The following is a 26466-nucleotide window of genomic DNA, read 5'->3' as shown; positions in this document are numbered from 1 at the left end:
AAATTGTTACAGAATAAAAGCAAACTGAACGTGCTTTTGCGAGTTTTTACCTTGCATTAAATGCCTAACACCTCAAACGCACGGTTAACCGCATCCACCTGATTGGACTGGAATTCATGTCCATCCGCGCACCCCCAGCAGTTGCCGGGTGAATCAAATGACTCATTTTCGGGCGTGATAACCTCCCCACACTCCTTGCAATATGCTTTCCGTCGCCTGACCACCAGCCGGTTGCCCTCTAATTGCATTTCGGTTTCCCGATCCAGCGGCACGATATTGCCCCTGGCCAACGCTTTGGCCATCTGGCCAGCATCCTGGGACTGAATACCGATGCCTTTTTTCAACTCGCTGATCGTACTTTGAGTACAGTTATTGACAGAACTCCAAGGGGCGGCGATGCCGCCAGAAAAAGCAGCCTCCGCTGCGCTGTCGGCCAACTTCGGAACAATCGCCCACTTAACCAGGCGCGTTAATACCTCTGATTCCTGACCCGATAACGGCGAATAAACCCCCTGAATACGCTGAACGGCTTCCCCGTATTCATTGCCGCATTCAGTGATTTCATACATCAGGCGCACAACCAGATCACGACGCGCCACCAACGCACCGCCCTGCGCCTGGGTGTAGGATGCCCAACACCCCACATCCGCAGCAGCCAGCACAGCATCCATAGATTTGTTTTCCAGGGTGATATCACGCATACGGCGCAGCTCACGCCAGACCGTTACCGGCGCGCCACCGATTTGCTGAAACTGACGGATCCGCCAGCGGCTTGCCCAGGCAGATACCGCCTTGGACATGTCTTTCAGGTTTTCGCCGGTTTCTTCATCCGTTTCACCATCCAGGGCGTAACCGTCGATATTTTTAGAAATGTATTTAGCGATATAGCCCGTAGCACTGCCCTTTTCTTCATCGATAGGCTCAACGTGAAAACGCGCCTTAAGCGCGTGTGCGGATTGCAGTTCTTCGGAATCTTCACGACGGGCGTAATAACAGAGAATATCCCGCACCTCGGCCACATCAGACGGGCGCATAAACAGCAACATATGCCAGTGCGGCGTCCCGTCGTGGTGCGGTTCGACTACGCGAAAACCAAAGACATGGATCCCGGCTCGAGAAAACGCAGCGCGGGCTTTTGCCCATACTCCGCAAAGGTATTTTTGTGTTTGCTGCGGGCTGGCCGCGTTCCACTGAGACACGAACCCGCCCTTGCTGTGCACGGCGTGATATTTTGACGGCGCAGTGATCGTATAAAACTCTCCGGCCATGCCCATTTCAGTGGCCAAATCTTCAAACCCGCGCATACGAACCATCAGTTCGCAGCGACGTTTTGCCGGGTTAGCGTTGCTGCCGTCTACCATGTCGGCCAGGGAAAGACGCTCACCCGTCTCCTGATTCTGCAGATCACACGATTTAAAAAACTCCCGGTTACGTTTCTTTTGCTCCACCCATTCCCCTTGCGTGGAACGACTAACGTAAGCCGATGCCGCCTTTTGCACCTGGCCAACGGCAATGGCCATATGTTCACGCAGCAGATCACGGCTTCGTTTCAACTTACCGCGCCACCATTCCGGTGCCATCATCCGCAACAAACCCGACTCAGCATTACGCGCCGTGAAATTGTTGCCCGCTTTGAAGGTATGCCAATAAGGCGGCGTGATACTGAACTGGTTCACCAGCTCAGCCAAATGACGGTAAGCAGCTGTTGCACGCCATTCTAATTCTTCGGGTGATTTGGAATCTTCCAGGAAAACCGTGCGAATGAAATCATTGAAGCATTCGGCCATAAAATCTGCGATACGGTGCGCCAGGTTGCGCACGTCGTCACGATCATAACCTGGGAGTTTTTCCATATCCTTGGCAAACGGGATATGCACCCCGCCCGCGCCCTGGAAATTCGTTGAATATTGTTGGCGAACTTTGCGCAGACGTGGCAATACATTTTTGCCCAATGTTGTGCGTAAAAATGTATTGGCACGGCGGCGGCCATTCTGGCCACCCTCCATTAATTTGCTGTAACGATCGCCAAAATAACGCGCTAAGAAATTTGGCATTTCTGCCAAATACTCAGCACGCCATGCGTGATCGTCTTTGTTGATATGCCATAACTGGCGTTCGGTCAGACTAATCCCAGAAGGGGCACCAGGGGCAAATTGCTCTTGCTGCCACTGGCGGGTTTCATGATGCTGCCCGTTAACGAAAGATGCCATTTAGCAATCCCACGCCACGGTTGCAATCACCTCCTGGGCAGATTTGATGCTGCCGGCCGCCGCTCCTATACTGCGCGGCGCGGTGATTTTATTGATGGCAAAATCTTTATAGAGATAACGCACCATATCTGTATCACTGTTAGAAATGACCACCGGCACGCCACGGCCAGCCAAACGGCGTGCGCTCCTGGCTAACCTGCCATGTTCTTCGTGCCCGAATCCGTCAGAGTGATAAGCGGTGAAATTAGCTGTTTCTGTGAGGTACGGCGGATCACAATAAACCACGTCCCCAGATTGCGCGGCTTTCAATGCCTCGCTGTAGTTCCCACAAAGGAACGTGGCCAGCTTGGCTTTTTCAGCGAATGCCAGAATTTCAGCTCTTGGAAAGTACGGCTTTTTGTATTTGCCGAAAGGAACGTTGAATTCGCCCCTTTTGTTGTACCGGCATAACCCGTTAAAACAGTGACGGTTGAGGTAGAGAAAAAGCGGGGCGCGGTCTTTATCACCGGCCGGTTTTGAATTGAATGCAAAGCGTAAACGGTAATATTCCGCCTCAGTATTTCCCGTTTTAAAAAGCGCCTCAGCCGCCTGGATAAACGCGGCCGGTTGCCCTGCAATCAGCTTGTACATATCGATCAGATCGCGGTTTGCATCAGCAATAAAGTAAGCCGGGTAATCCGTATTCATCATCACTGCGCAGGAACCTGCAAACGGCTCAACGAGTCGCTGACCAGCGGGTAAATGACGCTTCAATACTTCTATGATGCGAACCTTGGATCCCGCCCATTTCAAGACAGTTTTCATAAAGCACCGCCCTGGCCAGCACGGGCAAATTGTTCTGACTCCTGGCGTAACAGTTCAACGATTTCAGCAGCACTGAACCCTTCATTCACAATATGAGACGCCAGCCGATCCAGACGGCCGGAATATTTCACGGCGGCATCAGCCATTGCCTCAGCGCGTGCGCCTTTAATCAATATTACGGTTTGGTCACCGGCAGCTTTTGCGGCATCCCATCCACACCAAAGGGCTGGAAGTTGGTTGCGATCATTACGTTTCATCTGCATGGCATAACTCCAAATTTAGGCAGCAAGAAACCCCGGCAACCAGATGGAAGCCGTGGGTGTTCGATGTGTTTTATTTAGTGAAAATTGGCCGGGCGGTACTCTGTGGCCGTCTTTTTATGAAGAGGCGCTAATGGAGAAATATTCAGAGCGCCGATGCAATGCACTTCTTTGGTTTGATTAAACCAGGTGCGGATCATTTCGTGGATTTGGCCTTGACCAAGTGAACCAGACAAAAAATACAGAGCGCGGATACTGGCCATTGTCTCGACTTGTTCAACTAAGCTTTCAGACTCACGATAAGCCCGAACCCAAAACGCAGCATTGGCCGCAAACCATTGGTGTGGGTTATCAAGGTGAACAGTGTCATTAAACATAAAAGGAGTCAGTGCAACACGTCCGCCAGTCACATGGCATTTACCCAGGAAAAAGCGGCTGTAGTTGTACTTCACGCCGAAAGTGGCGAACGATTCCATTAAACCTTTTTCGTCTACGGTGATAATTTTCATACGTCCCTCAGTGCATTGAATTTTGTGTTTCACTGTCAATTCTTTGGGCAAGTAGTTCCGCCCGTTCTGCAAGCTTGATAGCCCGATCACTCAGATTGAAAACTGCCACCCCCTTAAATTCGTGCGGCATAAAGAGGCTGGTTTGCTGATGCAACTCCCTGACAGCTAAGATGCCTCGCCACAAAGCTATCTTGTCTTTCTCTTTTAATTGCGCCCAAGAAAGTGAGAGATGTTGCTTCGTGAGATTGGCAAAAAGACACAAACGGCGCTTTTGCGTTTCCGGCAAACTATCCCAAAAATCTTTAACCCTATCTTCACTGCCTGAAATCATCTTCCGGGCTTCGTGAATCCATTTTGGTACTTGCTGATCCACGTTTACCCCCTTAACCACATCAGGCGGAACCACCAAGGGCGGCGCTTAATCTTCACCATCGGGTGACGGCAACCACTTAGAAACGCTACTTTGCTTGCGGCCGGTTGCCAGCGCTGGCCGTTTGGCAGTTCAAGCCAACCGTGGCCATAGCTTTGCAGCTGGATGGTTGGCGATTGCTGCTTTAATAGTTGTGCGAAAACTTTCATCGAATAGCCTCAGTTCAGGCCAGGCATGACGCCGCATGAACTGATTACGTCCATTGCAGATGCCAGCACAGGCGTGGTGTGAAAACGCGACTCAACAGACACAACGAGCAAGGACAGATCGCGGATCGCCTGATTGGCTCGGTCTAAAATGGCGTTTCTACGTGATTGCGTCATAGGCGCGGGGGAAATGGCCTCACCGGCAATAACACCGATTGCGGCCGTAGCACTCAGAGCGTGCATCGGTAAATTATTTGGTTTCGCTTCATTCACTGGCACAGCAGGTAAACATTTCAGTTGTGCCAACAAACCATCCAGAACCGCCGAATCATCAGTGATATCCGTCAGCATGATCAGCTCGTTTACTGTTAAACGGTGCGGCTGGTCTGGATTCAGTTTGTTGCGTAACACCTGGGCAGAAATACCCATAACGGCAGCAACCTCGGTTAGGTTGTGCGCCAGTGAGAAGCGGCGGCAAGCTGTATCCAAATGGGGATGTATGGATGTTTGATAATCAAACATAGTTATGCCTCTTTTTTGGCGGCAAACTTGTCCCATCCAACAACATTGACAACGATGTCGGAGAATCCCATCGCCTTAAGTTGCTGATATTTATATTCGTAATATTTGATTTGAATCTTTCCGCCTGCCTTGGTTTTACCTTTGGCGATTTTTTTAGGGATGATTTTCAGCTTCCCAAATTCTTTCCACTTATAAACAGTATGTTTTGACATGTTTTCTAAAGCGGCAAATTGGTCTGGATAAACCCAAAGGCTCGGAATCTCGATTGAAATAGATTCATTCATCGTGCAATATCCCTTGTTTTCTTCGTATCAGTTCGTATCTGTTCGCGTTTCTTGGCATAGATTCGCATTTACTCGTATCTGAGAGCATTCACTTTATAATGTTTCAAATACGAACAGTCAATCATTTTATTCGTATATGAGAGCAATTATGTTTGAAACAGGTGGAGTAGAAGCCATTGACCGAATGATGGATGCTTATGGATTTCGCTTCAAAAATGACCTTTGTCGGCATGTTGAAATTGCATCTAGCACATTGGCAACCTGGTTGAAGCGGGATTATTTCCCTGCACATCTAGTTATTCGATGCGCCCTTGAAACAGGTGTTTCTTTGCAATGGCTAGCAACAGGTGAAGGCGTCAAATACGAACACTCAAAATCCGATATCGTTCGGCTGGAGAGTTACGTACTGGAAGGGGGGGAGTTAAAACAATCAGGTTACATGATGTTTGATAAGGTTTTTCTTCCCAACAATCTTGCCGCGCCTCATGTAATTAGAAGCGAAACGAAAACCTACATTGTTGATAAAAAGGAATCAGAATTTTCAGACGGTGAATGGTTAGTCAACATTGAAGGGAAATATAGTATTCGGGAATTGGCTTTCATCCCTGTGAAAAAGGTGCGCGTCCAAGGTGGTGGAGTTCCCTTTGACTGCAATTTAGACGAAATAAAAATCATTGCCAAAGTGGCAGGCACGTTTAGTAAGGCTTAAGTTATGGCGATCAGAAAGCAACCAGATGGGCAATGGCTGTGTGAATGCTATCCCAACGGACGTAAAGGGAAGCGCGTTAGGAGATTATTTGCTACTAAAGGCGAGGCGGCCGCTTTCGAAACCTTCACAATGGAAGAAGCGAGTAGTAAACCGTGGATGGGAGAAAAAGCGGATAGAAGAAAGCTTTCTGATCTGATCAAACTCTGGGATTCACTTTACGGGCAAACCCTTGCCGCCCCTAAGAAGATGAACGCTAAGCTTAAAGTCATATGTGACGGACTCGGTGACCCCTTGGCCACAGAAGTAACGGCGGCTGATTTCTCAAAGTACCGTGAAAAAAGGTTAAATGGAGAACTTGTAACAAGTGAAGGAAAGCTACTGCCAAAAGTAAAACCGCGGACGGTTAACCTTGAGCAGTTAAACCTATCTGCGGTTTTTGGCACTCTGCGTAAACTCGGCCACTGGACTGCGCCGAACCCGTTAACCGGGCTACCGCTTTTCCGAATTCATGAGACAGAGCTTACTTTTCTGGAAGACCTTGAAATAAAGCGTTTGTTAGATGCCTGTGAGGAGTCTTTGAATCCAGACCTTATAAAGGTGGCGAAGATATGCCTATCAACTGGGGCACGATGGAGTGAAGCGGAAAAGTTAGAAGGGCAGCAGATTTCAAAGTATCGGATCACCTTCATCAAAACCAAAGGCAAAAAAAACCGAACTGTTCCCATTACCAAAGAGCTATACGACGAAATACCTAAAAAACGTGGTGCAATTTTCTCACCCTGCCGGAAAGCGTTTGAGAGAGCCGTTAGGAGAGCAGGCATCATTCTGCCGGAAGGGCAATGTACTCATGTGCTGCGTCACACCTTTGCGAGCCACTTTATGATGAATGGCGGAAACATCTTAGTCCTTAGAGATATCTTAGGGCATGCGGACATTAAAATGACCATGGTATACGCACATTTCGCCCTGGAACACCTGGAAGACGCAACAACAAAAAACCCTCTTGCAAACCTAAATTGGCACAGCAAAAATGGCGACAAAATGGCGGCAGAGGATACAAAAAGCAACCAAGAGATACTAACAGATACTAACTAAATCAATGAATAATAAAGAATTATGTTATATATCAAAAGCAGATTAAAAATGTAGTAATTCTGGACGGGGGTTCAAATCCCCCCAGCTCCACCAAATAATGATCCGGTTATTACCAGATAAGTCCGGAGAAGTCCTGAAAGCCCGCATCCCTTCTAGGTTTGCGGGCTTTTTTGTGTCTGTAGAAGTCCGAGATCGAGAACATTCCTGTTCAGGAGCTGAAAGCATGCACACTTATTCAGGTGTTAGAGCCAATCAAAGCGCGTGGAGCGTTAGAAGCTGTCGGAAGGTTAGTTCAGCGCATCAATGAGATAATGATTTATGCGGTGAATGTGGGATTGATTGAGGCGAATCCAGCTTCAGGTATAGATAATGCTTTCGAACGCCCGAAGAAGCAGCACATGCCTACAATACGCCCTGCAGAAGCCTCAGCAACAGCTTGGTCAGAGACCGATATCAAGAACAAGCAGTAGTGTATTCCGGCAGAACGTATGAAGGCAAAACGTGATCATATAGTCCCTCTCTCAGAACAAGCTTTAGAACTATTGGAAATCATGCCTCCAATTAGCGGGAATCGTCAGCACGTTTTCCCTAGCCGAAAGGTCGGGCTGTGCCGCAAACGTTGAAAGAGTATGAGATTGAATTCTTGAAGAAAAAGACCAATCCGGGTCTGCAAACCAATCTGATCTTAAGTGAAGACTGCGAGACAGACTGGTTGCCAATGTGCGACATCAAGAATGCTTAAAAAGAAACCGGCTCAGGCCGGTTTTTTTCATTGAGAAGTAGTAACTGGTCACTTGAAGTGATGAGTTATAGACAGTTCAGGGCAAACCAATTACCACATAACATAAATGAAATTAAACAAAAAAAAGTGAAAGCTGTGAACAGTTTTTATATAAATCTTTTTTCTGATGTTCAAATTGTTGCCTTCTTAGAGGCTCTTCCAGTCAGGCAACTTGTTGGACCGCTTGCGCCAATAGTGGAATAACGCCATGAATAAACCAAACAGCAAACCGGCAAAGAGGGCGATGAATACCGCATGCAATACGCTGAAGCCTTGATTTTTCCAGATAGTGAACCACATGAAAATGCCCCATATAGGGCTGTACCAGGCGGCGAAGAACATCGTATTAAGCCAGAAAGGGGCAAACGGAGGCGGTGGCATTTTACTCCCCATTTTCCAAAACAAGCGTAAGATGGGGGGCGCATAATTGCTCCGCCACATCTTTTTATTTTCCATCAGGTCTATTGCCTTTTTCTTCTTTTCTTCAAATACCATCATCCGACTCCTTTCATTAGATACCAATAAAGACTTTCTAATAATATGCCTTATTCAACGTAAGCCATTAGAGTGAAATAAACTAAACACTCAGCCTCCTATATCAGAATCAGAGCAGCCGACATCATCGTGAAAAGCACCTCAATAATCGGTTCAAACCGGAATTTTGCATTTTTTGGCCAACGGTTCATTGTAAGTGACCAGTTAGGGCAATCTCATCACCATTTAACCATTTGAAAAATAAAGTAAACACATAGTGGACAGTTTGAGCATTTTATTCATAAATCTTTTTTTGCTCTACGCCTGCATTTGATTTAGACTTTACTTAAATTAGATAAACCTGAAATAACATATGAAAAATACTGACCTTGAATTTTTGCAAGATAGCGCGGCTCAGGCGACCAGGCTTCTCAAGTCCATGAGTAACGTTAACCGACTATTGATTCTTTGTACTCTCATTGACTCACCGGGAACTTCAGCAGGTAATCTAAGTAAACTGACAGGATTAAGTCCTTCAGCCACATCGCAGCACCTGGCGAGAATGAAGGAAGAGGATTTGATTGAATGTTCCATAGATGAGCAACGAAGAAATTATTTCATTAAAAATGAATCGATTAGAAAAGTTATCGCAACGTTAAAGGACATTTACTGCCCTGAGGATTTGAAATGAGCACAAGAACTGTAAGTCCTGCAGAAGCACATGAACTCATGAAAAATGGCAGCACTCTGATCGACATTCGGGAGCCTGCTGAATTTCTTCGAGAGCACGTTCCTGGAGCTATCTCTTTTCCACTATCCGATATTTTGTTGGGGAAAAAAATCAAGGACCTGCCTGTAAATCATCCTGTTATTTTTCACTGTTTGGCGGGTTCACGCACAGCTCAAAATGAAGATGCACTGGTCAGAACAGCAGACCCGGCAACGGTTTTATTGTTGTCTGGCGGCATTAATGCCTGGAAAAGTGCAAATCTTCCGACGATTAAAGACAAGAAGTATCCTCTTCCAATCATGAGGCAAGTTCAGATTGTAGCTGGAATACTTATCCTCGCAGGGGTATTGATGGGATACGCAATAGATGAAAGCTTCTTTCTATTGTCGGGATTCGTCGGTGCAGGCCTGCTTTTTGCTGGTGTAAGTGGTTGGTGCGGAATGGCAGTTTTGCTTTCCAAAATGCCATGGAACAAGCTTAAAAATTAAAGATTGGGTATACGTTTAGGTATACAAACAAAAATTGAATTCAATTTTTTACGGAAACCCGGCAATGACTGGACAAGCTGGAGTGAATGAAAGTTACACGCTGAAAAAAGGTCCGTCGGGGTGAATTCATCAGTGAGCTGTTCTGATAAAAGCTGAATATCAGTATTTTCATAGTCCAACATGGACCTCACTGATTCCCATGGCGTATTTTGTACCCAATCTGGTATGATCCCACGTACATCGTCGAAGCTTTTAATCAAAAAACCGTAAGTTCCTTTGAAATTAATTTTCATTAAAATAAAAAATTAAGTACTTGCGGCTTTCAATAAAAAAATGAGAAAGCAAAAATATTTTTAAAAACCACCACATCCCTAATCTTCCTGCATCCAAACCAATATGATTCAGGAGAATAAGCCATGACATCATCTAATGTTAAGGTTCTCCGCTTACCCGCTGTCGCGCTCAAAATGGGTCTTTCCAGATCCACAATTTATGACCGGATGAACCCAAAACCTCCCCGCTTTGGCCCAACGTTTCCAAAAACAAGGTCTTGAGGGAGTCAGTTGGTGGGATGGCGAGAGGCTGATCGTGAGTTCAGCCCCCCCCCAATAATCACATTTATTTATAATTGGCAGCCAAAACATTTATTTAAATGATGCGAGTACCTTTATTATTTAAATACACATGATTAAGGGTAAGTTTAATTTACTCATTCTTAATATATAATTAAATACTATGCAAATAATGCAAATGATATAAAGGCGCGTATTTCTTGTATCCTTGTTAATAAACGAGTTTATAGACAAATTAGGAAGTCACCTATGCGCTTAAATAAATTAACTAAAGCAATCCTGTTTTCTGCTATTGGATTCCCAATAATTTCGTCTGCCGCCACTGTGACGGCAAGCGATCAGACTAACACCTTCTCCGGCCTCGATTACTCAATGATGATCACCAAAGATGGTGGTCACACCTGGACTGCGTATACCAACGCATCGCAAAACAACTTCCCAGGTACTGTCTTAGCGCAAGTCGCGCCAAAACAGGAACTGGCTATTATTTCTGAGGATTACGATCCAAACCGCACCTATAAAGGCGGCGATACCGTTCGCTTCCTGGGATACTACTGGACTGCACAATGGTGGGTTGACCAGGGTATTAGCCCGGGAACCGATCCAGTATGGGTATCCGGTGATGCTATTAACATCAAGCCTTACATCAGCTTCCAGTTCACGCCGTATACCGGCCAGGACGCTATCGATCTGCAGAACCGTGAAAAAGCCAACGTAGCTGCACAGCGTAAAGTGATTGGTTACTTCCCGGAATGGGGCGTGTATGAAGCCCATAACTTCTTTACCCCTGATAAAGTGGACTACTCTGGTCTGACCCACCTGAACTACGGTTTTGCGGTGGTGAAAAACGGTGTGGTGACCATGCATGACACCGATAAAGCCCCAGGACTGATTAAAGACCTGGATAAACGGACTGAAGCGGCCAACGTGGCGCATATGATTTCTGTCGGTGGCTGGAATAACTCCCAGGAAGGTGTCTTCGAAGCGGCAACCGCCACGGATGCAGGTATTGAGAAACTGGCCAACAGCATGGTCAGCTACATGGCACAATGGCATTTCGACGGCCTCGACATTGACTGGGAATATCCGAATACCGAAGCTGAGAAAAACCAGTTCACTAAACTAATCCAGTCGCTGCGTACCAAACTGGATGCGCAAGGTCTGAAAGATGATAAGTATTATCAACTTTCTGCGGCGGTCACCACTAATCACAACAACATTCAGTTCATCAACCCGGCGGTAACCACGCCATTGCTGGATAGCGTGAACGTGATGGCGTATGACATCCACGGTGCCTTCGATCCGCTAACCGGTCATAACGCACCGCTGTATGAAAACAGCCATGATGAAGATAAAGATCTGAACGTGGCTGACACCATGACGGCCTATGTCGAAACCTGGAATGTGCCGAAAACCAAGCTGATGATGGGAATCCCATATTATGGTCGTGGCTGGGGCCATGTGCCGGGTACAGAACTCATTCCTGGTTTGCCGGGCATGTTTAACACCGGCGCGGCAACCGTAAAAGGTGCATGGGATGATGCGGATCAGTTTACAGGTACCAACCCGTGGTATGTGCTCAAGCAAAAACTGGCCAGTGGCGAATACACGCGCTATTGGGACCCAGAGTCACACGTTCCGTATCTCTACAGCAAAACCAAGCAAGAATTCCTGACCTATGACGATCCGCAGTCCATTGATGAAAAAGTAGATTACATTCTCGATCAGGGCTTCGGTGGTGCGATCCTGTGGGATATCAGTGGCGATACTCCGGAACACGAACTGGGTAATATCGTTAAAGAAGTGAAAAACACGCCGCTTCCGGATGATTCCGATGTCCCAGTACCAGATGAAGATCCGGTTATCGATAAGACCGATCTGAAAGCTATTCTGGTCAGCGTGGATGATGGTCAAACACGTGTTTACATGAATCTCGATTCCAGCAAAATTACGAGTGGCACGGCATATACAGCCTATGTTGACGGGAAATATCTTTTCGGCACAGAAGGCACTCACTATTACTACAGCAACAAGAAAAGTTTAGGTAAAGAAGCTTCATTCCGTACAGGGGATGTTGAAAGCCGCCTGGCAGTAGGTTCTGTCATTTCGGTCAAACGTGAGTACCCGAATCAGGCTGTTCTTGGTCAGATTACGGTCACGCAGGATATGCTCGACGGTAATAACCCGGTGATCTCTGATGGCAGCGTGAAGTCGATGAGTGTGTCGAAAATCAATAACGTGCCGTATATTTTCGTTGATTTTGATAAAGAAAAACTCCACAGCGCAGATGGTTCTTCTTATGTTGCTAAAATCGTTAATGATAGCAAGAGAGGCAACTATATTTTCAACTGCGATAATGGCAAATGTGATTACAGTACCGAGACTGTAGATGGCGCTATTTCACACGTTAAGTCGGATGAAAAAGACATTTCTATCGGTGAAACCATTGTCATTCAGCGTGTGTCACCTAATCCGGCAGTTGTGGCCCAAATGGTGGTCACCAGCTTTGAGCCAGAACCGCAGCCAGAACCGCAGCCAGAGCCTGTGACCGGTCTTAAAGTCACCCTGTTCCAGAACGCTGGTTATACTGGCGATAGCCTGGAAGTCACTGGGGACATCGATTGCTTAAACGGTGTTAAGATGAAAAACGGTACTGACGCCAATGATCAAGTGTCGTCCTTTACGATACCAGAAAGTTCGTTGGGGGTGCGTTTATTCACAGAATGTCAATTCAAAGGAACTTCGAACCTATTTCCATCTTCATCTCAATATGATCTGACCAGGTATCTCAGCGAAATGAACAAAGCAGTCTCCTCTGTTCAGGTCGTTAAAGCAGAAGCTCGTGAAGCAAGCTATGATCGTGGCGGGTTCTTACAGATTTACGGGGATATTCCACGGCTCAGCGCCGAAAAAAGGGGCGATTATAGAGATACTTACGATAATGTCATCTCCCAAATAGAGGTTGCTGAGGGTTATACCGTCCGCCTGTATTCTGAGCGTGACTATCAAGGGTCTTATGTTGATGTGAAATCAGGTCAAAAGATTCCCGACCTTAGCGCAGTGTCATTTGATAACAAAGCCTCTTCATTAAAAGTCTTCATCGATAAAGCCAAGTAATCTTCCATGAACGGTCTTTGACAATGTCATCTTAAGTCAAATGCAGACCTTCAATCGCCTTTACTCCTGTGGGTAAAGGCGATTTTTTTGCCTGATATCTTCAGACATTGGAATATTTATCCTGTTGTTTTTAAGAATAAACGCAGCCCCTCTGCCGCTATAGACCCGGTAAAACCCTCACTTACTCTGCCCAAAAACCAATACCCCCTATGTCACGCTAATGACCATTTTGACGATAAGATTGGCGCTTGACCCTAGATATCGCAATCGTCATATTCAAAATATGAATAATTCCTTTACCCTCGCCGCAGCCGGGCGGGGGTTTGTTTTTATTGGGCACCACCGGAGAACAATTGTGAATAAAATCCCCTTGCTGATCATCGCGGCATTATCGGCCACCAGCGGGCTGGCACATGCGGAGACGACATTGCGTTTCGGTGTGGATCCGTCATTTCCACCTTTTGAATCAAAAGCGCCAGATGGCAAGCTGGTCGGTTTTGATATCGATTTAGGTAACGCCATTTGTCAGCAGGCAAAAGTGAAATGTGAGTGGGTCGAAACCGCCTATGACGGCATTATCCCAGCGCTGAATGCTAAAAAGTTTGATGCGGTACTTTCTGCAATGTCCATGACACCAAAACGTAAAACGCAGGTCACTTTCTCCGACATGCTTTACCACGTGCCAAGTGTGCTGATCGCGAAGAAAGGGAGCGGCCTGCAACCCACAGCCGATTCACTGAAAGGAAAAACGGTGGGTGTTGCTCAGGGCACTACACAGGAAGCCTACGCCCAGGGCGAATGGCAGAAAAAAGGCGTGGATGTGGTTTCCTATCAGAATCAGGATTTCGTGAATCAGGATCTGGCATCAGGTCGCATAGACGTGACGCTGACCAATGCCGCCGCCGCAGAAACGGGCTTCCTGAAAACCCCGGAAGGCACAGGTTATGCCTTCGCCGGGGAGCCATTAAACGACACCCGTTATTTGGGTGAAGGCACGGCCATCGGACTGCGTAAGGATGATCAGGCACATCTGACACTGATCAATAATGCACTGGCAGAAATACACAAAAACGGCACTTATAAGACGCTGGAAAAGAAATACTTCACCTTTGAAGTTTATAACAAAAAATCCTGATTACTTTTCCGTCGCCGCAGGGATCTTGCTCTGCGGCCTTTTTTGAATACCGCTTCCACTTATCAATAGCTGTTACTGAAACAGATAAAAATTTTCTTGCGCGTCTGCGCAACCCTCTGTTCTGCCAGTATCTTTTAATCATCATCGGCCATAAAGTCAGCACAGGTTGAAGCCAGAAACCGGATAAAGATTAAACAACAATAATCTCTGTCGATGTTTGTTGGAGCGCCTGCTGCACATCATCGCTGATAGCGGAGTCAGTAATGATGGTGTCGATTTTTTCCATAGGCAGCACCAGGTTATATCCGCGTCGGCCAAATTTAGTGGAATCAGTCACCACGACAACACGCTGAGCGGCATCAGCCATAATACCGCTGATACTATAGCCTTCATTAAATGTGGTGATCCCTGTGGCCGCGTCGAGGCCATCAGCGCCGACAAACATGAGGTTAGCGACGATGCCCTGCAACGCATATTCCGTGATGTTGCCATGTAGCGAGCGCGTTTTGTGGCGTAGTGTTCCGCCGCAAACGACCAGAGTGATATCCGGGTTTTCTGATAATACAAACGCAGCCGGTAAGTTGTTAGTAATGACAGTGATATCACCCGCTTTCACTAACTCCTCAGCCAGCAGCATGGTCGTGCTGCCACTGTCGAGGATCACGGTATCCCCCGGTTTAACCAACCCCGCGGCGGTCTGAGCAATGCGTTTTTTCGGGTCGCTGGCGTGAAGATAACGCTCTTCCAGAACCATTTCATCCAGTGGTTTTTCGTGACCAGGCGTTTCCTTTGCGATCCACTTTGCCGCCCCTCCGTGAAAACGACTGAGCGCACCTTTTTGTTCCAGCAAACTCAAGTCTGACCGAATTGTCACCTCTGAAACTTCGAAAGCAGTCGAAAGGTCAGTGACCAGAACACTGCCATTTTCATTCACTAAATCAATGATTTTATTGCGACGTTCATAAGTATTCATTATGAGTAATCCGAAAGGTCATATTCCTCACAGTGTAAACAAAAGGCACCTTAATGAGGAGTAAAAATTCCCTGCGCTGTGAAGCATAGCAACTCCGCATGTGCCTTTGCTGCATTCTCAGACGTTATCTTTTCAATCCCCGAGACGCCCCTAAAACGAAAGAAAACGAATGCAATAAACTTACGAAACATTTCGATCGCCATCACATAATGCAGAAAACGCTATTGTTTGCCTTTCGGAAAGGTATGATCCTCTTCGGAAATAAACGGAGGCATAAAATGAAAGACATTATTGCTAAACACAAGACAGGCGAAAGGATCGGGATCTGCTCAGTATGCTCTGCGCACCCGCTGGTGATTGAAGCTGCATTACGGGAAGACTTACACACTGGCCGAAAAGTGCTCATCGAGGCAACCTCCAACCAGGTAAATCAGTTTGGCGGCTATACCGGCATGCTGCCAATTGATTTTCGGGATTTCGTTCTCGCCATTGCCGAGAAAATCGGATTTCCATTACAACGTCTGATCTTAGGGGGCGATCATCTGGGGCCAAACTGCTGGCAGCACGAAAACGCCGAAACAGCGATGGCAAAAGCACAAGAGCTTATCGCGCGTTATGTCGAAGCCGGATTCAGCAAAATTCATCTGGATGCATCCATGTCCTGTGCAGACGATCCTGTTCCTCTGGATCCTTTCGTCGTGGCTCAGCGCGCGGCGCGTTTATGTCAGGTCGCAGAAGAAGTGGCAACTGCACAGCAGAAAGCGTTGCTGACCTATGTGATCGGTACTGAAGTTCCGGTTCCAGGCGGTGAGTCATCGGCGATTCAGCACGTTCATGTCACTGAAGCCAAAGATGCAAAAGCGACTCTGGATATGCACCATCAGGCATTTCGTGAACTCGGGCTCAATGATGCCATAGATCGGATCGTCGCCATCGTGGTTCAGCCCGGCGTTGAATTCGATCACAGCCGCGTGATTCACTATCAGTCTGATCTTGCTCAGGATCTGTCAGCTTATATTGCGACTACACCGCTGGTTTATGAGGCACATTCCACCGATTACCAGACCCGTGATTCCTACCGCAACCTGGTGAAAGATCACTTCGCTATCCTGAAAGTGGGTCCCGCGCTGACTTTCGCTTTGCGGGAAGCCGTCTTTGCCCTGGCCAACATTGAACAGGTATTGATTGCGCCAGAATGCCGCAGCCAGATCCTGACGGTCATTGATGGCGTCATGCTGGATGAACCCGGTTACTGGAAAAAGTATTACAACCCAACATTCAGCCTTTCGCTTATCGATCTGCATTTCAGCTTATCCGATCGAATTCGCTACTACTGGCCTCATACACGCATCAACCGGGCGATGGACGTTTTAATGGCCAACCTGCGTTCAACAGATATCCCGCTTGGTCTGCTGAGCCAATATCTTCCTGCTCAGTTTGAACGGGTGATGAACGGCGAACTCGCCAGCGATCCGCATGAACTTATCATCGATAAAATTCAGGACGTTTTACGCGCATATCACTTCGGCTGCACGCCGTTGCAAACGACATGCGAAGGAGCCTGCCATGCATAATTGCGAAATCTTCGTCAAAACAGGTATCAGCTTTGCGGATTATCACGAAGCACTCATGCATATCGGTGAGCGCATGGTGCAGGAGGGCGTGGTGGAATCGACGTATCCGCAGGCGCTGGTCAATCGCGAGGCTGAATATCCCACCGGCATTCAGCTTGAACACCACGCCGTCGCCATTCCTCATTGCGAAGCCACCCATGCCCGCAGCCCGGCCATTTATCTGATCAGGCCAGATACAGCGGTGGAATTCTTTCAGGCTGATGATGAGGGAACGATTCCCGCGACACTCATTATTGCCCTGATTGTCACTCATCCTTCTGAACAGCTGATGTTGTTACGTCAGTTATTCAGCCAGCTACAGGATCCTGTTTTTTTCGAAAGCTTACTGACAGCGCCTGAAGAACAGTTATCCGCGCTTTTTGAACGGCACATTTTTATCCCGGCACCTGAGAAACGATCCGCCGTTTGTACCTGAAAATGTTCTCAGCAATAAACCCGACGTCTTACCTAAAAAAATAATATTTAAAACAATCTGTTAAGGAGCCTTACCGTGAAGCGAAAAATTATAGTCGCCTGTGGCGGAGCCGTTGCCACCTCTACGCTGGCAGCGGAGGAAATCAAAGAATTGTGTGAGGCGCATGGCATACATGTGGATCTCGTTCAGTGCCGGGTAACGGAAATCGAAACCTATATGGACGGTGCCCATCTGATTTGTACCACCGCCAAAGTTGACCGGACATTTGGCAACATTCCGGTGGTGCACGGCATGCCGTTTATCTCCGGCGTGGGTATGGATACGTTACGTCAGCAAATACTGACCCTGTTACAGGAGTAAGTCATGTTTACCGACATCATGCGCTACATCCTCGATCTCGGCCCGACAGTCATGCTGCCTGGGGTGATCATCGTTTTCTCTCTGATATTAGGGATGAAACTGGGGGATTCATTTAAATCTGCGATTCATATTGGTATTGGCTTTGTCGGGATCGGTCTGGTCATTGGCCTGATGCTCGACTCCATCGGCCCTGCGGCAAAAGCCATGGCAGAGCATTTCGAAATTAACCTGCAGGTCGTCGATATTGGCTGGCCGGGCTCGTCGCCAATGACCTGGGCATCACAAATCGCGCTGGTCGCTATTCCGATTGCGATCGGTGTGAACATCGTCATGTTGCTGACGCGTATGACACGTGTCGTCAATGTGGATATCTGGAATATCTGGCACATGACTTTCACCGGTGCCATGTTGCACCTCGCCACCGGTTCTTACTGGCTGGGGATCATGGGGGTCGTTTTGCATGCGGCATTCATCTACAAGCTGGGCGACTGGTTTGCAAAGGATACGCGTGACTTCTTTAATCTGGACGGTATTGCCATCCCCCATGGTTCCTCGGCGTATCTCGGCCCGATTGCGGTACTGGTTGATACCCTCATTGAGAAGATTCCAGGGCTGAACAAAATTCACTTCAGCGCTGATGATGTGCAAAAGCGTTTCGGTCCGTTCGGTGAACCCGTCACCGTCGGTTTCGTGATGGGGCTGATTATTGGTTACCTCGCGGGATACGACGTCAAAGGCGTATTGCAGCTGGCCGTTAAAACCGCTGCGGTTATGCTTCTGATGCCACGAGTCATCAAACCGATAATGGACGGTTTAACGCCCATTGCCCGCCATGCCCGTACACGTCTGCAAGCCCGCTTTGGTGGACAGGAGTTCCTGATTGGTCTGGATCCGGCTTTATTACTCGGTCATACCGCCGTTGTTTCAGCCAGCCTGATTTTTATTCCTCTGACAATCCTTATCGCCGTGCTTGTCCCGGGAAATCAGGTCTTGCCATTTGGTGACCTCGCCACTATCGGCTTCTTCGTTGCCATCGCGGTGGCCGTGCATCAGGGCAACCTGTTCCGCACGCTGATTTCGGGTTGCATCATCATGAGCATCACACTGTGGATAGCGACGCAGACCATTGATTTACATACCCAACTGGCTGCAAATGCGGGTGCACTCACGGCTGGAGGAAGAGTAGCTTCAATGGATCAGGGCGGCTCGCCGATCACGTATTTACTCATCCAACTTTGCACGCTCAAAAACATCGCCGGGCTCAGCATCATCGGCATTATTTACGCCATCGGTGTATTCCTGACATGGCGTCGCGCCCGTCAATTCACACAAACAGAAAAGCGGGCAGCCGCTTCACTGGCTAACTCTTAACTTTTCATCCCGGCGGGGGGAAATCCCCCGCTTAAGGAATCTGACTATGAAATCAGTTGTTGTACATGCTGACAGCAGAATAACTATTGAAGAGCAACCGGCTCCCACGCTGAGTGCACCCGATGAGGTTCTGGTTCGCATTGCCTACTCCGGGCTTTGCGGATCCGATATCCCGCGTATTTTCGCCAGCAGTTCACATTTTTATCCCATCACATTAGGCCACGAATTCAGTGGTCACGTCGTTAGCACCGGAGAAGAAGTCAGCGATTTATATGAGGGGGATGCCGTGGCCTGCGTACCTTTATTGCCATGCTTTCAGTGCGAAGAGTGCCGCAAAACAGCGTATTCCCAATGTAAGCATTATCAATTTATTGGCTCCCGACGGAGTGGCGGCCATGCTGAATTTATCGTGGTTTCGCGTAAAAACTTATTTAAATTGCCGGAGAATTTTTCACTTCTGCAAGGCGCTTTTTTGGAACCGCTCACCGTTGGCTTGCATGCCCTGAAGCTGGCAGGAGGCTGTGAGGGTAAAGAAGTGATAGTCATTGGAGCCGGCACCATCGGGCAGTTGCTTATTCAGGCAGCCAGCGCCCTGGGGGCTAAATCGGTGACAGCGATCGATATCAATCCGCAGCGCCTTTCCCTGGCGCAGGAAACAGGTGCCAGCCACGTTTATAACAGCGCAATATGCAACGCCGATGAAATCCGCCAGCAAACTCATGAACGGCGCTTTAATCAGCTGATTATTGAAACAGCAGGCACAGCGCAAACCGTGGCCTTGTCTCTCAATATCGCAGGCCCCAAAGCGCAAATCGCGCTGGTCGGCACCTTACACAAAGACCTGACTTTAGACGTCACTACTTTCGGCCATATCCTGCGCAAAGAGCTGACCTTGCTCGGCAGTTGGATGAACTATTCCTCTCCGTGGCCGGGCAGTGAGTGGCGACTTGCCATACAGCTTTTTGCTGAGAATAAACTAAACCTGGCCCCCCTGATCGCCAGTGTTGCCCGTCCCGCAGAGTTTGTCAGGGACGTCACGGCACTGGCTGGCAAGCCGATGACGGGAAAGATTTTGCTGGATATGACGGGAGGCTAAGAAAATGTATCTGATTTCAAACAGGGAAATGCTGCTCGCAGCTCAGCGCGGAGGTTACGCCGTCCCGGCTTTCAACGTTCACAACCTCGAGACGGTACAAGTCGTGGCAGAAACGGCGGCAGCCATGAGTTCTCCGGTGATCCTTGCCGGAACGCCGGGGACATTCAGTTATGCAGGTACAGACTACCTGATCTCGATATGCCATGAGGCTGCGCGGAAGTATCGCATTCCACTGGCGCTGCATCTGGACCACCATGAAGATCAGGGCGATATCGAAAACAAAGTCCGGTCGGGGATCCGCTCCGTAATGATTGATGCTTCACATTTCCCGCTGGCAGAAAACATCCAACACGTGTGTGAAACTGTACGGTTGTGTCATGCCTTTGATGCCAGTGTCGAAGCAGAACTCGGCCGTCTTGGCGGGCAGGAAGACGATCTGGTGGTAGACGAAAGCGACAGTTTTTTCACCGATCCCGTTGTGGCCAGGCACTTTGTTGAATCCACACGCATTGACTCGCTGGCCGTTGCGATTGGCTCCGCGCATGGTCTGTATCAGGGCGAACCGAAACTGGACTTCTGCCGCCTTGGGCAAATCCGTCAGCAGGTCGATGTCCCGCTGGTCCTGCATGGTGCGTCCGGTATTCCTGAAAGCATGATCCGTGAGGCAATAGAACTTGGGATTTGCAAAGTCAATATTGCGACCGAGCTGAAAATCGCATTTGCTGGCGCGGTAAAAGAGTATTTTGCACAACATCCGGATGCTAATGATCCCCGCAAATACATCGTGCCTGGAAAACTGGCGATGCAAAAAGTTGTTGAGGAAAAAATCAGGATCTGTGGTAGTGCCGGATGCTTATAACTGGCCTGTATTAACGAAGCGGGCTAAGCGCCCGCTTTCCGGATTTTTATTAAAGCGCCGGTTGCAGGCGTCATTCCATTCTGATTTTATGGAAGTTCATTGAGAGTAAAATGGAAACGCTATGACCACCCTTAACCACTTCGGCCAACCCATTGGTGATGCCCTTCCCGACTGGCAACCCCGCGAACGACCTTCTCATGTTCAGCTTGACGGCCTCTGGTGTCGTCTGGAGCCTCTGAACGCTGAACGCCATAGTCAGGATCTCTTCAGGGCCTGGCACAGCATTGATGATAATCGCGACTGGACATATCTCTCCGTCGATCGTCCTGCGACCCAGGCTGATTGCGATCTGTTTATTTCTCAACAGGCCAGAAGTGAGGATCCCCTGTTCTTTGCGGTTGTCGATATGCAGACACAACGCGCAGTCGGCAGTGTTTCTCTGATGCGCATTGATGCGGTGAATGGCGTTGCCGAAATTGGCTGGGTGAACTGGTCTCCGCTGATGAAACGCACGCGTTTTGGCACTGAAGCAATTTATCTGCTGCAACGCTATCTGTTCGATACGCTGAAATATCGCCGCTGCGAATGGAAATGCCACAGCCTGAATGAGCCATCAAAACTGGCCGCACAGCGTTTTGGTTTCCACTATGAAGGTATGTTCCGTCAGGCCATCATCAATAAAGGCCACAACCGTGACACCTGCTGGTATTCCGTTCTCGACTATGAATGGCCAGCGTCGAAAGCCGCGTTTGAACGCTGGTTAAGCGCAGATAATTTCACGCCGGAAGGTCAGCAAAAACAACGGCTGGAAACACTGCGTGGGTGAATATTGCCTGCGCTATTCACTGACGCAGGCGGGGGTTTGACCGCCAGGGGGATTTACAGTGCAGTCAGCACGGTAATATCAGGCCACGCATAGATTATGTTAGGCGAGCGCCAGAGTGGCCCGGCATCGGTATATCGTCCGGCTTCGCGGCCACCTAAAGCCTGGTAAAAACGAATGGCCGGTTCGTTTCCTTCGACAACGCCCAACCCTGCGCTGCGAAAACCTTCAGCGGAAAGATGCTTTGCGGCTTTGGCGATCAACAGTCGGCCAATTCCCCGACGTTTAAATGCCGGAGAAACATACAGAAATTTGATTTCTGCCATGTCGCCAAATTCCGGGTTTGAGGAAGCCGAAGCCAGACAAAATCCGGCGAATGCTCCATCAGTTTCCGCAATAAAAATGCCCTGACCGTCAGCAGGATGTGCAAATTTATCCTGCCAGAACGCTTGCCGACGCGGTACATCGAGAGCCACAAAAGCCTCCGGAGGAGCAAGCTCACGATAAGTATCACGCCAGATGGCAACATGTAATTGAGCAAGAGCATCGATATCTTTGGGTTCAGCAATCCGTAAAGTGCAGGCTGGCACGGCATCCCTCGTTATAAAAAAGTTCATGAGATCATAAAGTCTGCTCAGTATAGTCAGCCCTTCTCTTCCCGCGCCAGCAAACTGCGTTTTCGTTCTACCCCCCAGCGGTAACCGGAAATATTGCCACCGGTTTTCACCACCCGATGGCAGGGGATGGCGACCGCCAGCAGGTTCGCGGCGCAGGCCCCGGCCACTGCGCGGACGGATTTCGGCGAGCCAATTTTGTTGGCGATCTCGGCATAGCTGGCTGTTGTTCCCGGCGGAATATCACGCAATGCCTGCCAGACACGCTGCTGGAAAGCCGTGCCGCGAATATCCAGCGGCAAATCCAGACCAATATCTGGCGCTTCCACAAAGCCGACGACCAGGGCAATACGCTGCTCGAAAGCCGGATCACCGCCCAGTAATTCTGCCTGCGGAAAACTGTTTTGCAGTTCGTTAATCAGCTTTTCAGGGTCATCTCCCAGCAAAATGGCGCAGATCCCCCGCTGACTTTCGGCGACCAGTATATCGCCGAGAGAAGATTTACCGATGGCAAACCAGACGCGTACATCACGGCCGCCGGAGCGGAAATTTTGCGGCGTCATACCCAGTGTCGCCACGGAGGTTTCGTAAAACCGGCCATCAGAAGGATAGCCCGCCGCGTGGATCGCCTCGGTGACCGTCGCAGAATCTGCCAGTTTTTCACGTACCCGGCGTGCTCGCTGCGCCTGTTGGTACTCTTTAGGTGTCACGCCGGTTTGTGCTTTAAACAGGCGATGAAAATGATATGCACTGATGCCCACTTTGGCAGCCAGCTGATTCAGCGTCAGCATGTCGGCTGATTGTTCCAGCAACCGGCAGGCCTGAGCCACACGCTGAGCATGGAACTGCGCCAGTGAAATCAGCCCCTGACGGCAACGCTTGCAGGGACGGAATCCTGCCTGTTCTGCGGCTTCGGCATCATCAAAGTAGATAACATTTTCCGGATTAGGCTGCCGCGACGGACACGACGGTGCGCAGTAAATTCCGGTGGTTTTTACCGCATAAACAAATTTACCATCCGCATTCGCATCACAGTTGACGACCGCCTGCCAGCGAGGATCCTGGCTCTGCACACAGGCAATATTTCCCCATGCCTTATCTTTGATGACTTCTGTTTTACCTGACATTTTATGCCTCACGTTTGCGACTGGATAACTGCCAGCATAAATCGCCGTGAACACCCGCGCCCTCCGGCTCTTGCTTTCTCATTCAGCGCGGCGCCCTCAGCCTGCAACCGGTTTTAAGGGCGTTTCGAGGATCATCTGATAAAAAGCCAGATCCAGCCAGCGATCAAATTTGAAAGCCGCCTGTTTAATTGTGCCGGTATGGATGAATCCATTTTTTTCGTGCAGGGCAATACTGCCACTGTTAGCCGCATCAATGGCGCCAATCAGCGTGTGCACGCCCCGTTCACGGGCAGCTTCCACCAGTGCGCTTAGCAGGATTTTGCCCAACCCTTTTCCACGATGATCTTTATGGATATAAATCGAATGCTCGACCGAATATTTATACGCAGGCCAGGCGCGGAACGTGCCATAACTGGCAAAACCCAGTAACGTCCCCTGCGCGTCTTCCAGCCCAATCACCGGAAAGTTATGGGTCAGTTTAGTGGCAAACCACGATGTCATGCTGTCGATATGGCGTGGCTTATAATCATAAAGCGCCGTAGATGTCAGAATCGCATCATTAAAGATATCCAAAATTGCGACAGCATGCTGGCGTTCAGTGCAGGTAATCATTTTCATCAGTCGTTCCCCGGTGGCTTCCGTTATGCGTTCAATTCCACTATAGTAGAATTATTTCCACAAAAGTAAACAACGGAACTTACCTCATGTCAATCGACCAATTGATCGCCACGCGCCTGCAGGCTTTGCGAAAATCTCAGGGTTTAAGCCTCGAACAACTGGCCAGCAGTTCGGGCGTCAGTAAGGCAATGATTTCGAAAATTGAGCGGCAGGACAGCAGCCCGAGCGCCAGTCTGTTAGGCCGCCTCGCGGCCAGTCTGGGCGTGTCGCTGGCGCAGTTGCTGTCAGAAGATAACGAGCAGCCTGCACCCTTGCGCCCGCTGGCGCAGCAGGAAGTCTGGCAGGATCCGGATATCGGTTATCTGCGCCGTCAGGTGACGGCGCATGAGGAAAACGGCGGCGCGGAACTGGTCGAAATTACGCTGCCAGCGGCGGCTCGCGTCAGTTATCCGGGCTGGAGCCATCAGGCCTATAAACAACGTTTATGGATGGTGGAGGGGTCGCTGACGATTGATTATGGTGATGAAAAATATGCGTTAACCGCGGGTGATGCGCTGACGTTCGGCGTTGATTTGCCCATCACATTCAGTAATCCCGGCACCAAGCCCTGCCGGTATCTGCTGGTCATGAGCGACAAATAGCCTCCACGCTGTCCAGCAGCGCCAGCGCACGGTCACGCTGACGGCGAAAGCGCGTTGCCATCATCAGCCACATTTCCGGCGAGGTATCTTCCCGCCGTGCAGCCAGTTCCTGAAAACCGGGGAACGCACCGCCGCGATAACTCAGATCGTAATGGAAGTCATCCACGGAGCTGTAACGCAGGCGATGTAAACCGGCGATCGCCTGTTTCAGTTGCCGCTGCCAGGTCTGCGGATCCGCCTGCCAGTTCGTGGTCAGTTCGCTCAAAACAGGCTGTAATTGTTGTAATTTTTCAGCCACGGTAAAGAGATCAAATTCAGGTGAAATTGTGGCGGCGAGTTCTGCCAGCGATTGCTGCAAACCGTTCAGGTAAGCCAGCGGATCAAGCGGCAGCGCGGGTTGTGTCAGCAGGCCTTCCAGCCAGTGCGCGTGGATTTGCGTATCGCGCCAGAGAATATTCAGATCCACTTTATCGTAAGTGTCGTCTTGCGTGTGCCACCACCAGCCGCCGCCGCTGCCCGGCGACTGACTGTTTTTTTCCAGCGGGACTTCACGAAAGGCAAAATGCAGTGGCAGACCGCACCCCCAGAATGACTGATCGCCGCCTTTGCCCAGGGGGGTAATGCGCTGCGCCGGTTCACCGGTCACGGCTTTCACCGCCGCATTTAAAAAGGTCTGTGATTCCGCACCACTGGCATTGAGCACAACATTCACCGCATCCTTACACCCCGGTGAATCGACGTTAATATGTGCCACGCAATGCTGTTTCAGTTGCTGGCGGTAGTTGTCAGCGTACCAGGTCGAGCCACCATAACGGGCATTGGAATGCCCGGGCCACCAGATAATCCGCAGTCCGCGCAGCAACGTTTGTGGTTGCTGATGAATATGAATTGCCATCGCCAGACAAAGCGCATTACCGGTCGCGTTATCCGTGACGCCTTCGTGCCAGGAATCATAATGTGAGGAAAGGAGAACGAACTCCGGCGAACGGCCGGGAATTTCCACCACCGGCATGCTGCATTCAGCAACGTGAAAATTCAGTTCCGTGGCGATTTCCAGCGTCATCAGCGGGTGTTGCTGATACTGCGCCAGCAAACGCTGACCATCCTGATGATTAACGGAAATCACCGGCAAGCGCGGATAACGCAGAAAATCATCCGGTTCCGGCGTCCCCCAGACCGGCCCGACGGTTTCTTCATGCAGTGCGGTTTCAGCCGACCCCCAGATATGGATAAGTCCGGCGGCACCTGCAGCGCACAGGCGTTGCACGTAATCTTCAAAGCCCTGCCCCGCAATCACAATTTTGCCTTTTACGTCCTGCGCCCAACGTTGCCATTCAAGATCGGTACGCGGCTGACAGGCGCCGTCATCGTGATAACCCTGTGCTTCCACGCCCTGCGGAAAATGGGCCGAGAACGAACGGGTTTTGGCGTCGCACTGCCATTGCGGAAATTCAGGCAGCCGCAATCTTCCGGCCAGGGGATCGCTGAGATACAGCGGGCACTGCATCAGCCGCGCATCCAGTCCGTGATCCTGCAACACAGACACCATGTGCTGCGCCGCCCGTTGTGCATCATCGCAGCCGGAAAGCCGGTGCAACCCGGAAAACTCGCGCAACAGGTCATCCATCAGCGGTAACAAATGCTCACGAACAGGCGGGCGCAAACTCAT

The 26466-nt window shown here is 49.4% G+C and carries 29 protein-coding genes and 1 pseudogene; 16 read left to right on the top strand and 14 right to left on the bottom strand.

Going from position 1 to position 26466, the window contains the following annotated elements; all coding sequences use genetic code 11:
* Positions 1–56: 56 nt before the first annotated feature.
* From ABIC79_RS10760 to ABIC79_RS10725, 8 genes are all read right to left on the bottom strand, one after another.
* Positions 57–2210, bottom strand: a complete 2154-nt coding sequence (locus ABIC79_RS10760; RefSeq protein ID WP_354567083.1) for a replication endonuclease — start codon at positions 2208–2210, stop codon at positions 57–59.
* Positions 2211–3014: a Dam family site-specific DNA-(adenine-N6)-methyltransferase gene (locus ABIC79_RS10755; RefSeq protein WP_354567081.1), complete on the bottom strand. Its 804-nt coding sequence runs from the start codon at positions 3012–3014 to the stop codon at positions 2211–2213.
* Positions 3011–3277: a DUF2732 family protein gene (locus ABIC79_RS10750; protein WP_354567079.1), complete on the bottom strand. Its 267-nt coding sequence runs from the start codon at positions 3275–3277 to the stop codon at positions 3011–3013. Before ABIC79_RS10750 ends, ABIC79_RS10755 begins: the two co-directional genes overlap by 4 nt.
* A gap of 74 nt (positions 3278–3351) precedes the next feature.
* On the bottom strand, positions 3352–3783 hold the full coding sequence (locus ABIC79_RS10745) for a hypothetical protein (protein WP_354567077.1): 432 nt from the start codon (positions 3781–3783) through the stop codon (positions 3352–3354).
* Between the two features lie 7 nt (positions 3784–3790).
* Complete coding sequence (locus ABIC79_RS10740) at positions 3791–4156, bottom strand: hypothetical protein (protein WP_354567075.1); 366 nt, start codon at positions 4154–4156, stop codon at positions 3791–3793.
* A gap of 2 nt (positions 4157–4158) precedes the next feature.
* A complete protein-coding gene (locus tag ABIC79_RS10735; RefSeq protein ID WP_354567073.1) occupies positions 4159–4362 on the bottom strand; it encodes a phage filamentation protein Fil family protein in 204 nt (67 codons plus the stop codon).
* Positions 4363–4371: 9 nt separating this feature from the next.
* Positions 4372–4881 carry a phage regulatory CII family protein gene (locus ABIC79_RS10730; RefSeq protein ID WP_129952949.1) on the bottom strand — a complete coding sequence of 170 codons (510 nt, stop codon included), beginning with the start codon at positions 4879–4881 and terminating at the stop codon, positions 4372–4374.
* Between the two features lie 2 nt (positions 4882–4883).
* Complete coding sequence (locus tag ABIC79_RS10725; protein WP_129952950.1) at positions 4884–5165, bottom strand: hypothetical protein; 282 nt, start codon at positions 5163–5165, stop codon at positions 4884–4886.
* A gap of 148 nt (positions 5166–5313) precedes the next feature.
* Between ABIC79_RS10725 and ABIC79_RS10720 the strand changes: the two genes are divergently transcribed.
* The 3 genes and pseudogenes from ABIC79_RS10720 to ABIC79_RS10710 form a co-directional block, all read left to right on the top strand.
* Positions 5314–5874: a phage repressor protein CI gene (locus ABIC79_RS10720; RefSeq protein ID WP_129952951.1), complete on the top strand. Its 561-nt coding sequence runs from the start codon at positions 5314–5316 to the stop codon at positions 5872–5874.
* Positions 5875–5877: 3 nt separating this feature from the next.
* Positions 5878–6969: a site-specific integrase gene (locus ABIC79_RS10715; RefSeq protein WP_129952952.1), complete on the top strand. Its 1092-nt coding sequence runs from the start codon at positions 5878–5880 to the stop codon at positions 6967–6969.
* A 191-nt stretch (positions 6970–7160) separates the two neighbouring features.
* A pseudogene (locus ABIC79_RS10710) lies at positions 7161–7565 on the top strand (phage integrase central domain-containing protein); the annotation flags it as partial.
* 332 nt (positions 7566–7897) lie between these two features.
* On the opposite strand, the gene ABIC79_RS10705 reads toward ABIC79_RS10710, so the two are convergent.
* A complete protein-coding gene (locus tag ABIC79_RS10705; RefSeq protein WP_013576740.1) occupies positions 7898–8245 on the bottom strand; it encodes a DUF6404 family protein in 348 nt (115 codons plus the stop codon).
* 352 nt (positions 8246–8597) lie between these two features.
* Between ABIC79_RS10705 and ABIC79_RS10700 the strand changes: the two genes are divergently transcribed.
* From ABIC79_RS10700 to ABIC79_RS10680, 5 genes are all read left to right on the top strand, one after another.
* Complete coding sequence (locus ABIC79_RS10700; RefSeq protein WP_015690325.1) at positions 8598–8915, top strand: ArsR/SmtB family transcription factor; 318 nt, start codon at positions 8598–8600, stop codon at positions 8913–8915.
* Positions 8912–9442 carry a rhodanese family protein gene (locus ABIC79_RS10695; RefSeq protein WP_119261914.1) on the top strand — a complete coding sequence of 177 codons (531 nt, stop codon included), beginning with the start codon at positions 8912–8914 and terminating at the stop codon, positions 9440–9442. The genes ABIC79_RS10700 and ABIC79_RS10695 overlap by 4 nt, the downstream gene beginning before the upstream one ends.
* 416 nt (positions 9443–9858) lie before the next feature.
* Positions 9859–9996 (top strand): AlpA family phage regulatory protein, encoded by a 138-nt coding sequence (locus ABIC79_RS10690; RefSeq protein ID WP_081481102.1) that lies wholly within the window; start codon positions 9859–9861, stop codon positions 9994–9996.
* 267 nt (positions 9997–10263) lie between these two features.
* Positions 10264–13131: a glycosyl hydrolase family 18 protein gene (locus tag ABIC79_RS10685; RefSeq protein WP_013576743.1), complete on the top strand. Its 2868-nt coding sequence runs from the start codon at positions 10264–10266 to the stop codon at positions 13129–13131.
* 355 nt (positions 13132–13486) lie between these two features.
* Entirely contained in the window at positions 13487–14266 is a 780-nt protein-coding gene (locus ABIC79_RS10680) for an ABC transporter substrate-binding protein (RefSeq protein ID WP_013576744.1), read from the top strand.
* A 190-nt stretch (positions 14267–14456) separates the two neighbouring features.
* Here ABIC79_RS10680 and ABIC79_RS10675 read toward each other — a convergent pair whose 3' ends face one another.
* Positions 14457–15239 carry a DeoR/GlpR family DNA-binding transcription regulator gene (locus ABIC79_RS10675; protein WP_013576745.1) on the bottom strand — a complete coding sequence of 261 codons (783 nt, stop codon included), beginning with the start codon at positions 15237–15239 and terminating at the stop codon, positions 14457–14459.
* A gap of 278 nt (positions 15240–15517) precedes the next feature.
* On the opposite strand from ABIC79_RS10675, the gene gatZ reads away from it, so the two are divergent.
* The 7 genes from gatZ to ABIC79_RS10640 all read left to right on the top strand — a co-directional run bounded on the left by gatZ (position 15518) and on the right by ABIC79_RS10640 (position 21800).
* Positions 15518–16813, top strand: a complete 1296-nt coding sequence (gene gatZ, locus ABIC79_RS10670; protein WP_119261916.1) for a tagatose-bisphosphate aldolase subunit GatZ — start codon at positions 15518–15520, stop codon at positions 16811–16813.
* Complete coding sequence (gene gatA, locus ABIC79_RS10665) at positions 16806–17288, top strand: PTS galactitol transporter subunit IIA (RefSeq protein WP_013576747.1); 483 nt, start codon at positions 16806–16808, stop codon at positions 17286–17288. The genes gatZ and gatA overlap by 8 nt, the downstream gene beginning before the upstream one ends.
* Positions 17289–17363: 75 nt before the next feature.
* Positions 17364–17648: a PTS galactitol transporter subunit IIB gene (gatB, locus tag ABIC79_RS10660; RefSeq protein WP_013576748.1), complete on the top strand. Its 285-nt coding sequence runs from the start codon at positions 17364–17366 to the stop codon at positions 17646–17648.
* A 3-nt stretch (positions 17649–17651) separates the two neighbouring features.
* Positions 17652–19019, top strand: a complete 1368-nt coding sequence (locus ABIC79_RS10655) for a galactitol-specific PTS transporter subunit IIC (protein WP_119261917.1) — start codon at positions 17652–17654, stop codon at positions 19017–19019.
* A gap of 46 nt (positions 19020–19065) precedes the next feature.
* A complete protein-coding gene (locus ABIC79_RS10650) occupies positions 19066–20115 on the top strand; it encodes an alcohol dehydrogenase catalytic domain-containing protein (RefSeq protein WP_013576750.1) in 1050 nt (349 codons plus the stop codon).
* Between the two features lie 4 nt (positions 20116–20119).
* A complete protein-coding gene (locus ABIC79_RS10645; protein WP_119261918.1) occupies positions 20120–20974 on the top strand; it encodes a tagatose bisphosphate family class II aldolase in 855 nt (284 codons plus the stop codon).
* A gap of 121 nt (positions 20975–21095) precedes the next feature.
* A complete protein-coding gene (locus ABIC79_RS10640) occupies positions 21096–21800 on the top strand; it encodes a GNAT family N-acetyltransferase (protein WP_112150852.1) in 705 nt (234 codons plus the stop codon).
* Between the two features lie 53 nt (positions 21801–21853).
* Here ABIC79_RS10640 and ABIC79_RS10635 read toward each other — a convergent pair whose 3' ends face one another.
* From ABIC79_RS10635 to ABIC79_RS10625, 3 genes are all read right to left on the bottom strand, one after another.
* Positions 21854–22387, bottom strand: coding sequence for a GNAT family N-acetyltransferase (locus ABIC79_RS10635; protein WP_013576753.1), 534 nt, complete (start codon positions 22385–22387; stop codon positions 21854–21856).
* A gap of 53 nt (positions 22388–22440) precedes the next feature.
* Entirely contained in the window at positions 22441–23538 is a 1098-nt protein-coding gene (ada, locus tag ABIC79_RS10630; protein WP_013576754.1) for a bifunctional DNA-binding transcriptional regulator/O6-methylguanine-DNA methyltransferase Ada, read from the bottom strand.
* A gap of 96 nt (positions 23539–23634) precedes the next feature.
* Positions 23635–24156: a GNAT family N-acetyltransferase gene (locus ABIC79_RS10625; RefSeq protein WP_013576755.1), complete on the bottom strand. Its 522-nt coding sequence runs from the start codon at positions 24154–24156 to the stop codon at positions 23635–23637.
* Positions 24157–24242: 86 nt separating this feature from the next.
* On the opposite strand from ABIC79_RS10625, the gene ABIC79_RS10620 reads away from it, so the two are divergent.
* A complete protein-coding gene (locus ABIC79_RS10620) occupies positions 24243–24797 on the top strand; it encodes a helix-turn-helix domain-containing protein (protein ID WP_013576756.1) in 555 nt (184 codons plus the stop codon).
* Here the strand turns inward: ABIC79_RS10620 and ABIC79_RS10615 are convergent.
* Positions 24781–26466: a M28 family peptidase gene (locus ABIC79_RS10615; RefSeq protein ID WP_314520769.1), complete on the bottom strand. Its 1686-nt coding sequence runs from the start codon at positions 26464–26466 to the stop codon at positions 24781–24783. The genes ABIC79_RS10620 and ABIC79_RS10615 overlap by 17 nt on opposite strands.

The organism is Rahnella sp. 2050 (assembly GCF_040544515.1).
Taxonomy (GTDB): domain Bacteria; phylum Pseudomonadota; class Gammaproteobacteria; order Enterobacterales; family Enterobacteriaceae; genus Rahnella; species Rahnella aceris.
The sequence above is the reverse complement of the archived record's forward strand: the minus strand, read 5'-3'. Positions and strand labels throughout refer to the sequence as shown.

Bases quoted from the DNA above. Each gene is read 5' to 3' on its own strand.
- ABIC79_RS10760 (WP_354567083.1), bottom strand. From the start codon at position 2,210: ATGGCATCTTTCGTTAACGGGCAGCATCATGAAACCCGCCAGTGGCAG.
- ABIC79_RS10755 (WP_354567081.1), bottom strand. From the start codon at position 3,014: ATGAAAACTGTCTTGAAATGGGCGGGATCCAAGGTTCGCATCATAGAA.
- ABIC79_RS10750 (WP_354567079.1), bottom strand. From the start codon at position 3,277: ATGCAGATGAAACGTAATGATCGCAACCAACTTCCAGCCCTTTGGTGT.
- ABIC79_RS10745 (WP_354567077.1), bottom strand. From the start codon at position 3,783: ATGAAAATTATCACCGTAGACGAAAAAGGTTTAATGGAATCGTTCGCC.
- ABIC79_RS10735 (WP_354567073.1), bottom strand. From the start codon at position 4,362: ATGAAAGTTTTCGCACAACTATTAAAGCAGCAATCGCCAACCATCCAG.
- ABIC79_RS10730 (WP_129952949.1), bottom strand. From the start codon at position 4,881: ATGTTTGATTATCAAACATCCATACATCCCCATTTGGATACAGCTTGC.
- ABIC79_RS10725 (WP_129952950.1), bottom strand. From the start codon at position 5,165: ATGAATGAATCTATTTCAATCGAGATTCCGAGCCTTTGGGTTTATCCA.
- ABIC79_RS10720 (WP_129952951.1), top strand. From the start codon at position 5,314: ATGTTTGAAACAGGTGGAGTAGAAGCCATTGACCGAATGATGGATGCT.
- ABIC79_RS10715 (WP_129952952.1), top strand. From the start codon at position 5,878: ATGGCGATCAGAAAGCAACCAGATGGGCAATGGCTGTGTGAATGCTAT.
- ABIC79_RS10705 (WP_013576740.1), bottom strand. From the start codon at position 8,245: ATGGTATTTGAAGAAAAGAAGAAAAAGGCAATAGACCTGATGGAAAAT.
- ABIC79_RS10700 (WP_015690325.1), top strand. From the start codon at position 8,598: ATGAAAAATACTGACCTTGAATTTTTGCAAGATAGCGCGGCTCAGGCG.
- ABIC79_RS10695 (WP_119261914.1), top strand. From the start codon at position 8,912: ATGAGCACAAGAACTGTAAGTCCTGCAGAAGCACATGAACTCATGAAA.
- ABIC79_RS10690 (WP_081481102.1), top strand. From the start codon at position 9,859: ATGACATCATCTAATGTTAAGGTTCTCCGCTTACCCGCTGTCGCGCTC.
- ABIC79_RS10685 (WP_013576743.1), top strand. From the start codon at position 10,264: ATGCGCTTAAATAAATTAACTAAAGCAATCCTGTTTTCTGCTATTGGA.
- ABIC79_RS10675 (WP_013576745.1), bottom strand. From the start codon at position 15,239: ATGAATACTTATGAACGTCGCAATAAAATCATTGATTTAGTGAATGAA.
- gatZ (WP_119261916.1), top strand. From the start codon at position 15,518: ATGAAAGACATTATTGCTAAACACAAGACAGGCGAAAGGATCGGGATC.
- gatA (WP_013576747.1), top strand. From the start codon at position 16,806: ATGCATAATTGCGAAATCTTCGTCAAAACAGGTATCAGCTTTGCGGAT.
- ABIC79_RS10655 (WP_119261917.1), top strand. From the start codon at position 17,652: ATGTTTACCGACATCATGCGCTACATCCTCGATCTCGGCCCGACAGTC.
- ABIC79_RS10650 (WP_013576750.1), top strand. From the start codon at position 19,066: ATGAAATCAGTTGTTGTACATGCTGACAGCAGAATAACTATTGAAGAG.
- ABIC79_RS10645 (WP_119261918.1), top strand. From the start codon at position 20,120: ATGTATCTGATTTCAAACAGGGAAATGCTGCTCGCAGCTCAGCGCGGA.
- ABIC79_RS10640 (WP_112150852.1), top strand. From the start codon at position 21,096: ATGACCACCCTTAACCACTTCGGCCAACCCATTGGTGATGCCCTTCCC.
- ada (WP_013576754.1), bottom strand. From the start codon at position 23,538: ATGTCAGGTAAAACAGAAGTCATCAAAGATAAGGCATGGGGAAATATT.
- ABIC79_RS10625 (WP_013576755.1), bottom strand. From the start codon at position 24,156: ATGAAAATGATTACCTGCACTGAACGCCAGCATGCTGTCGCAATTTTG.
- ABIC79_RS10620 (WP_013576756.1), top strand. From the start codon at position 24,243: ATGTCAATCGACCAATTGATCGCCACGCGCCTGCAGGCTTTGCGAAAA.
- ABIC79_RS10615 (WP_314520769.1), bottom strand. From the start codon at position 26,466: ATGAGTTTGCGCCCGCCTGTTCGTGAGCATTTGTTACCGCTGATGGAT.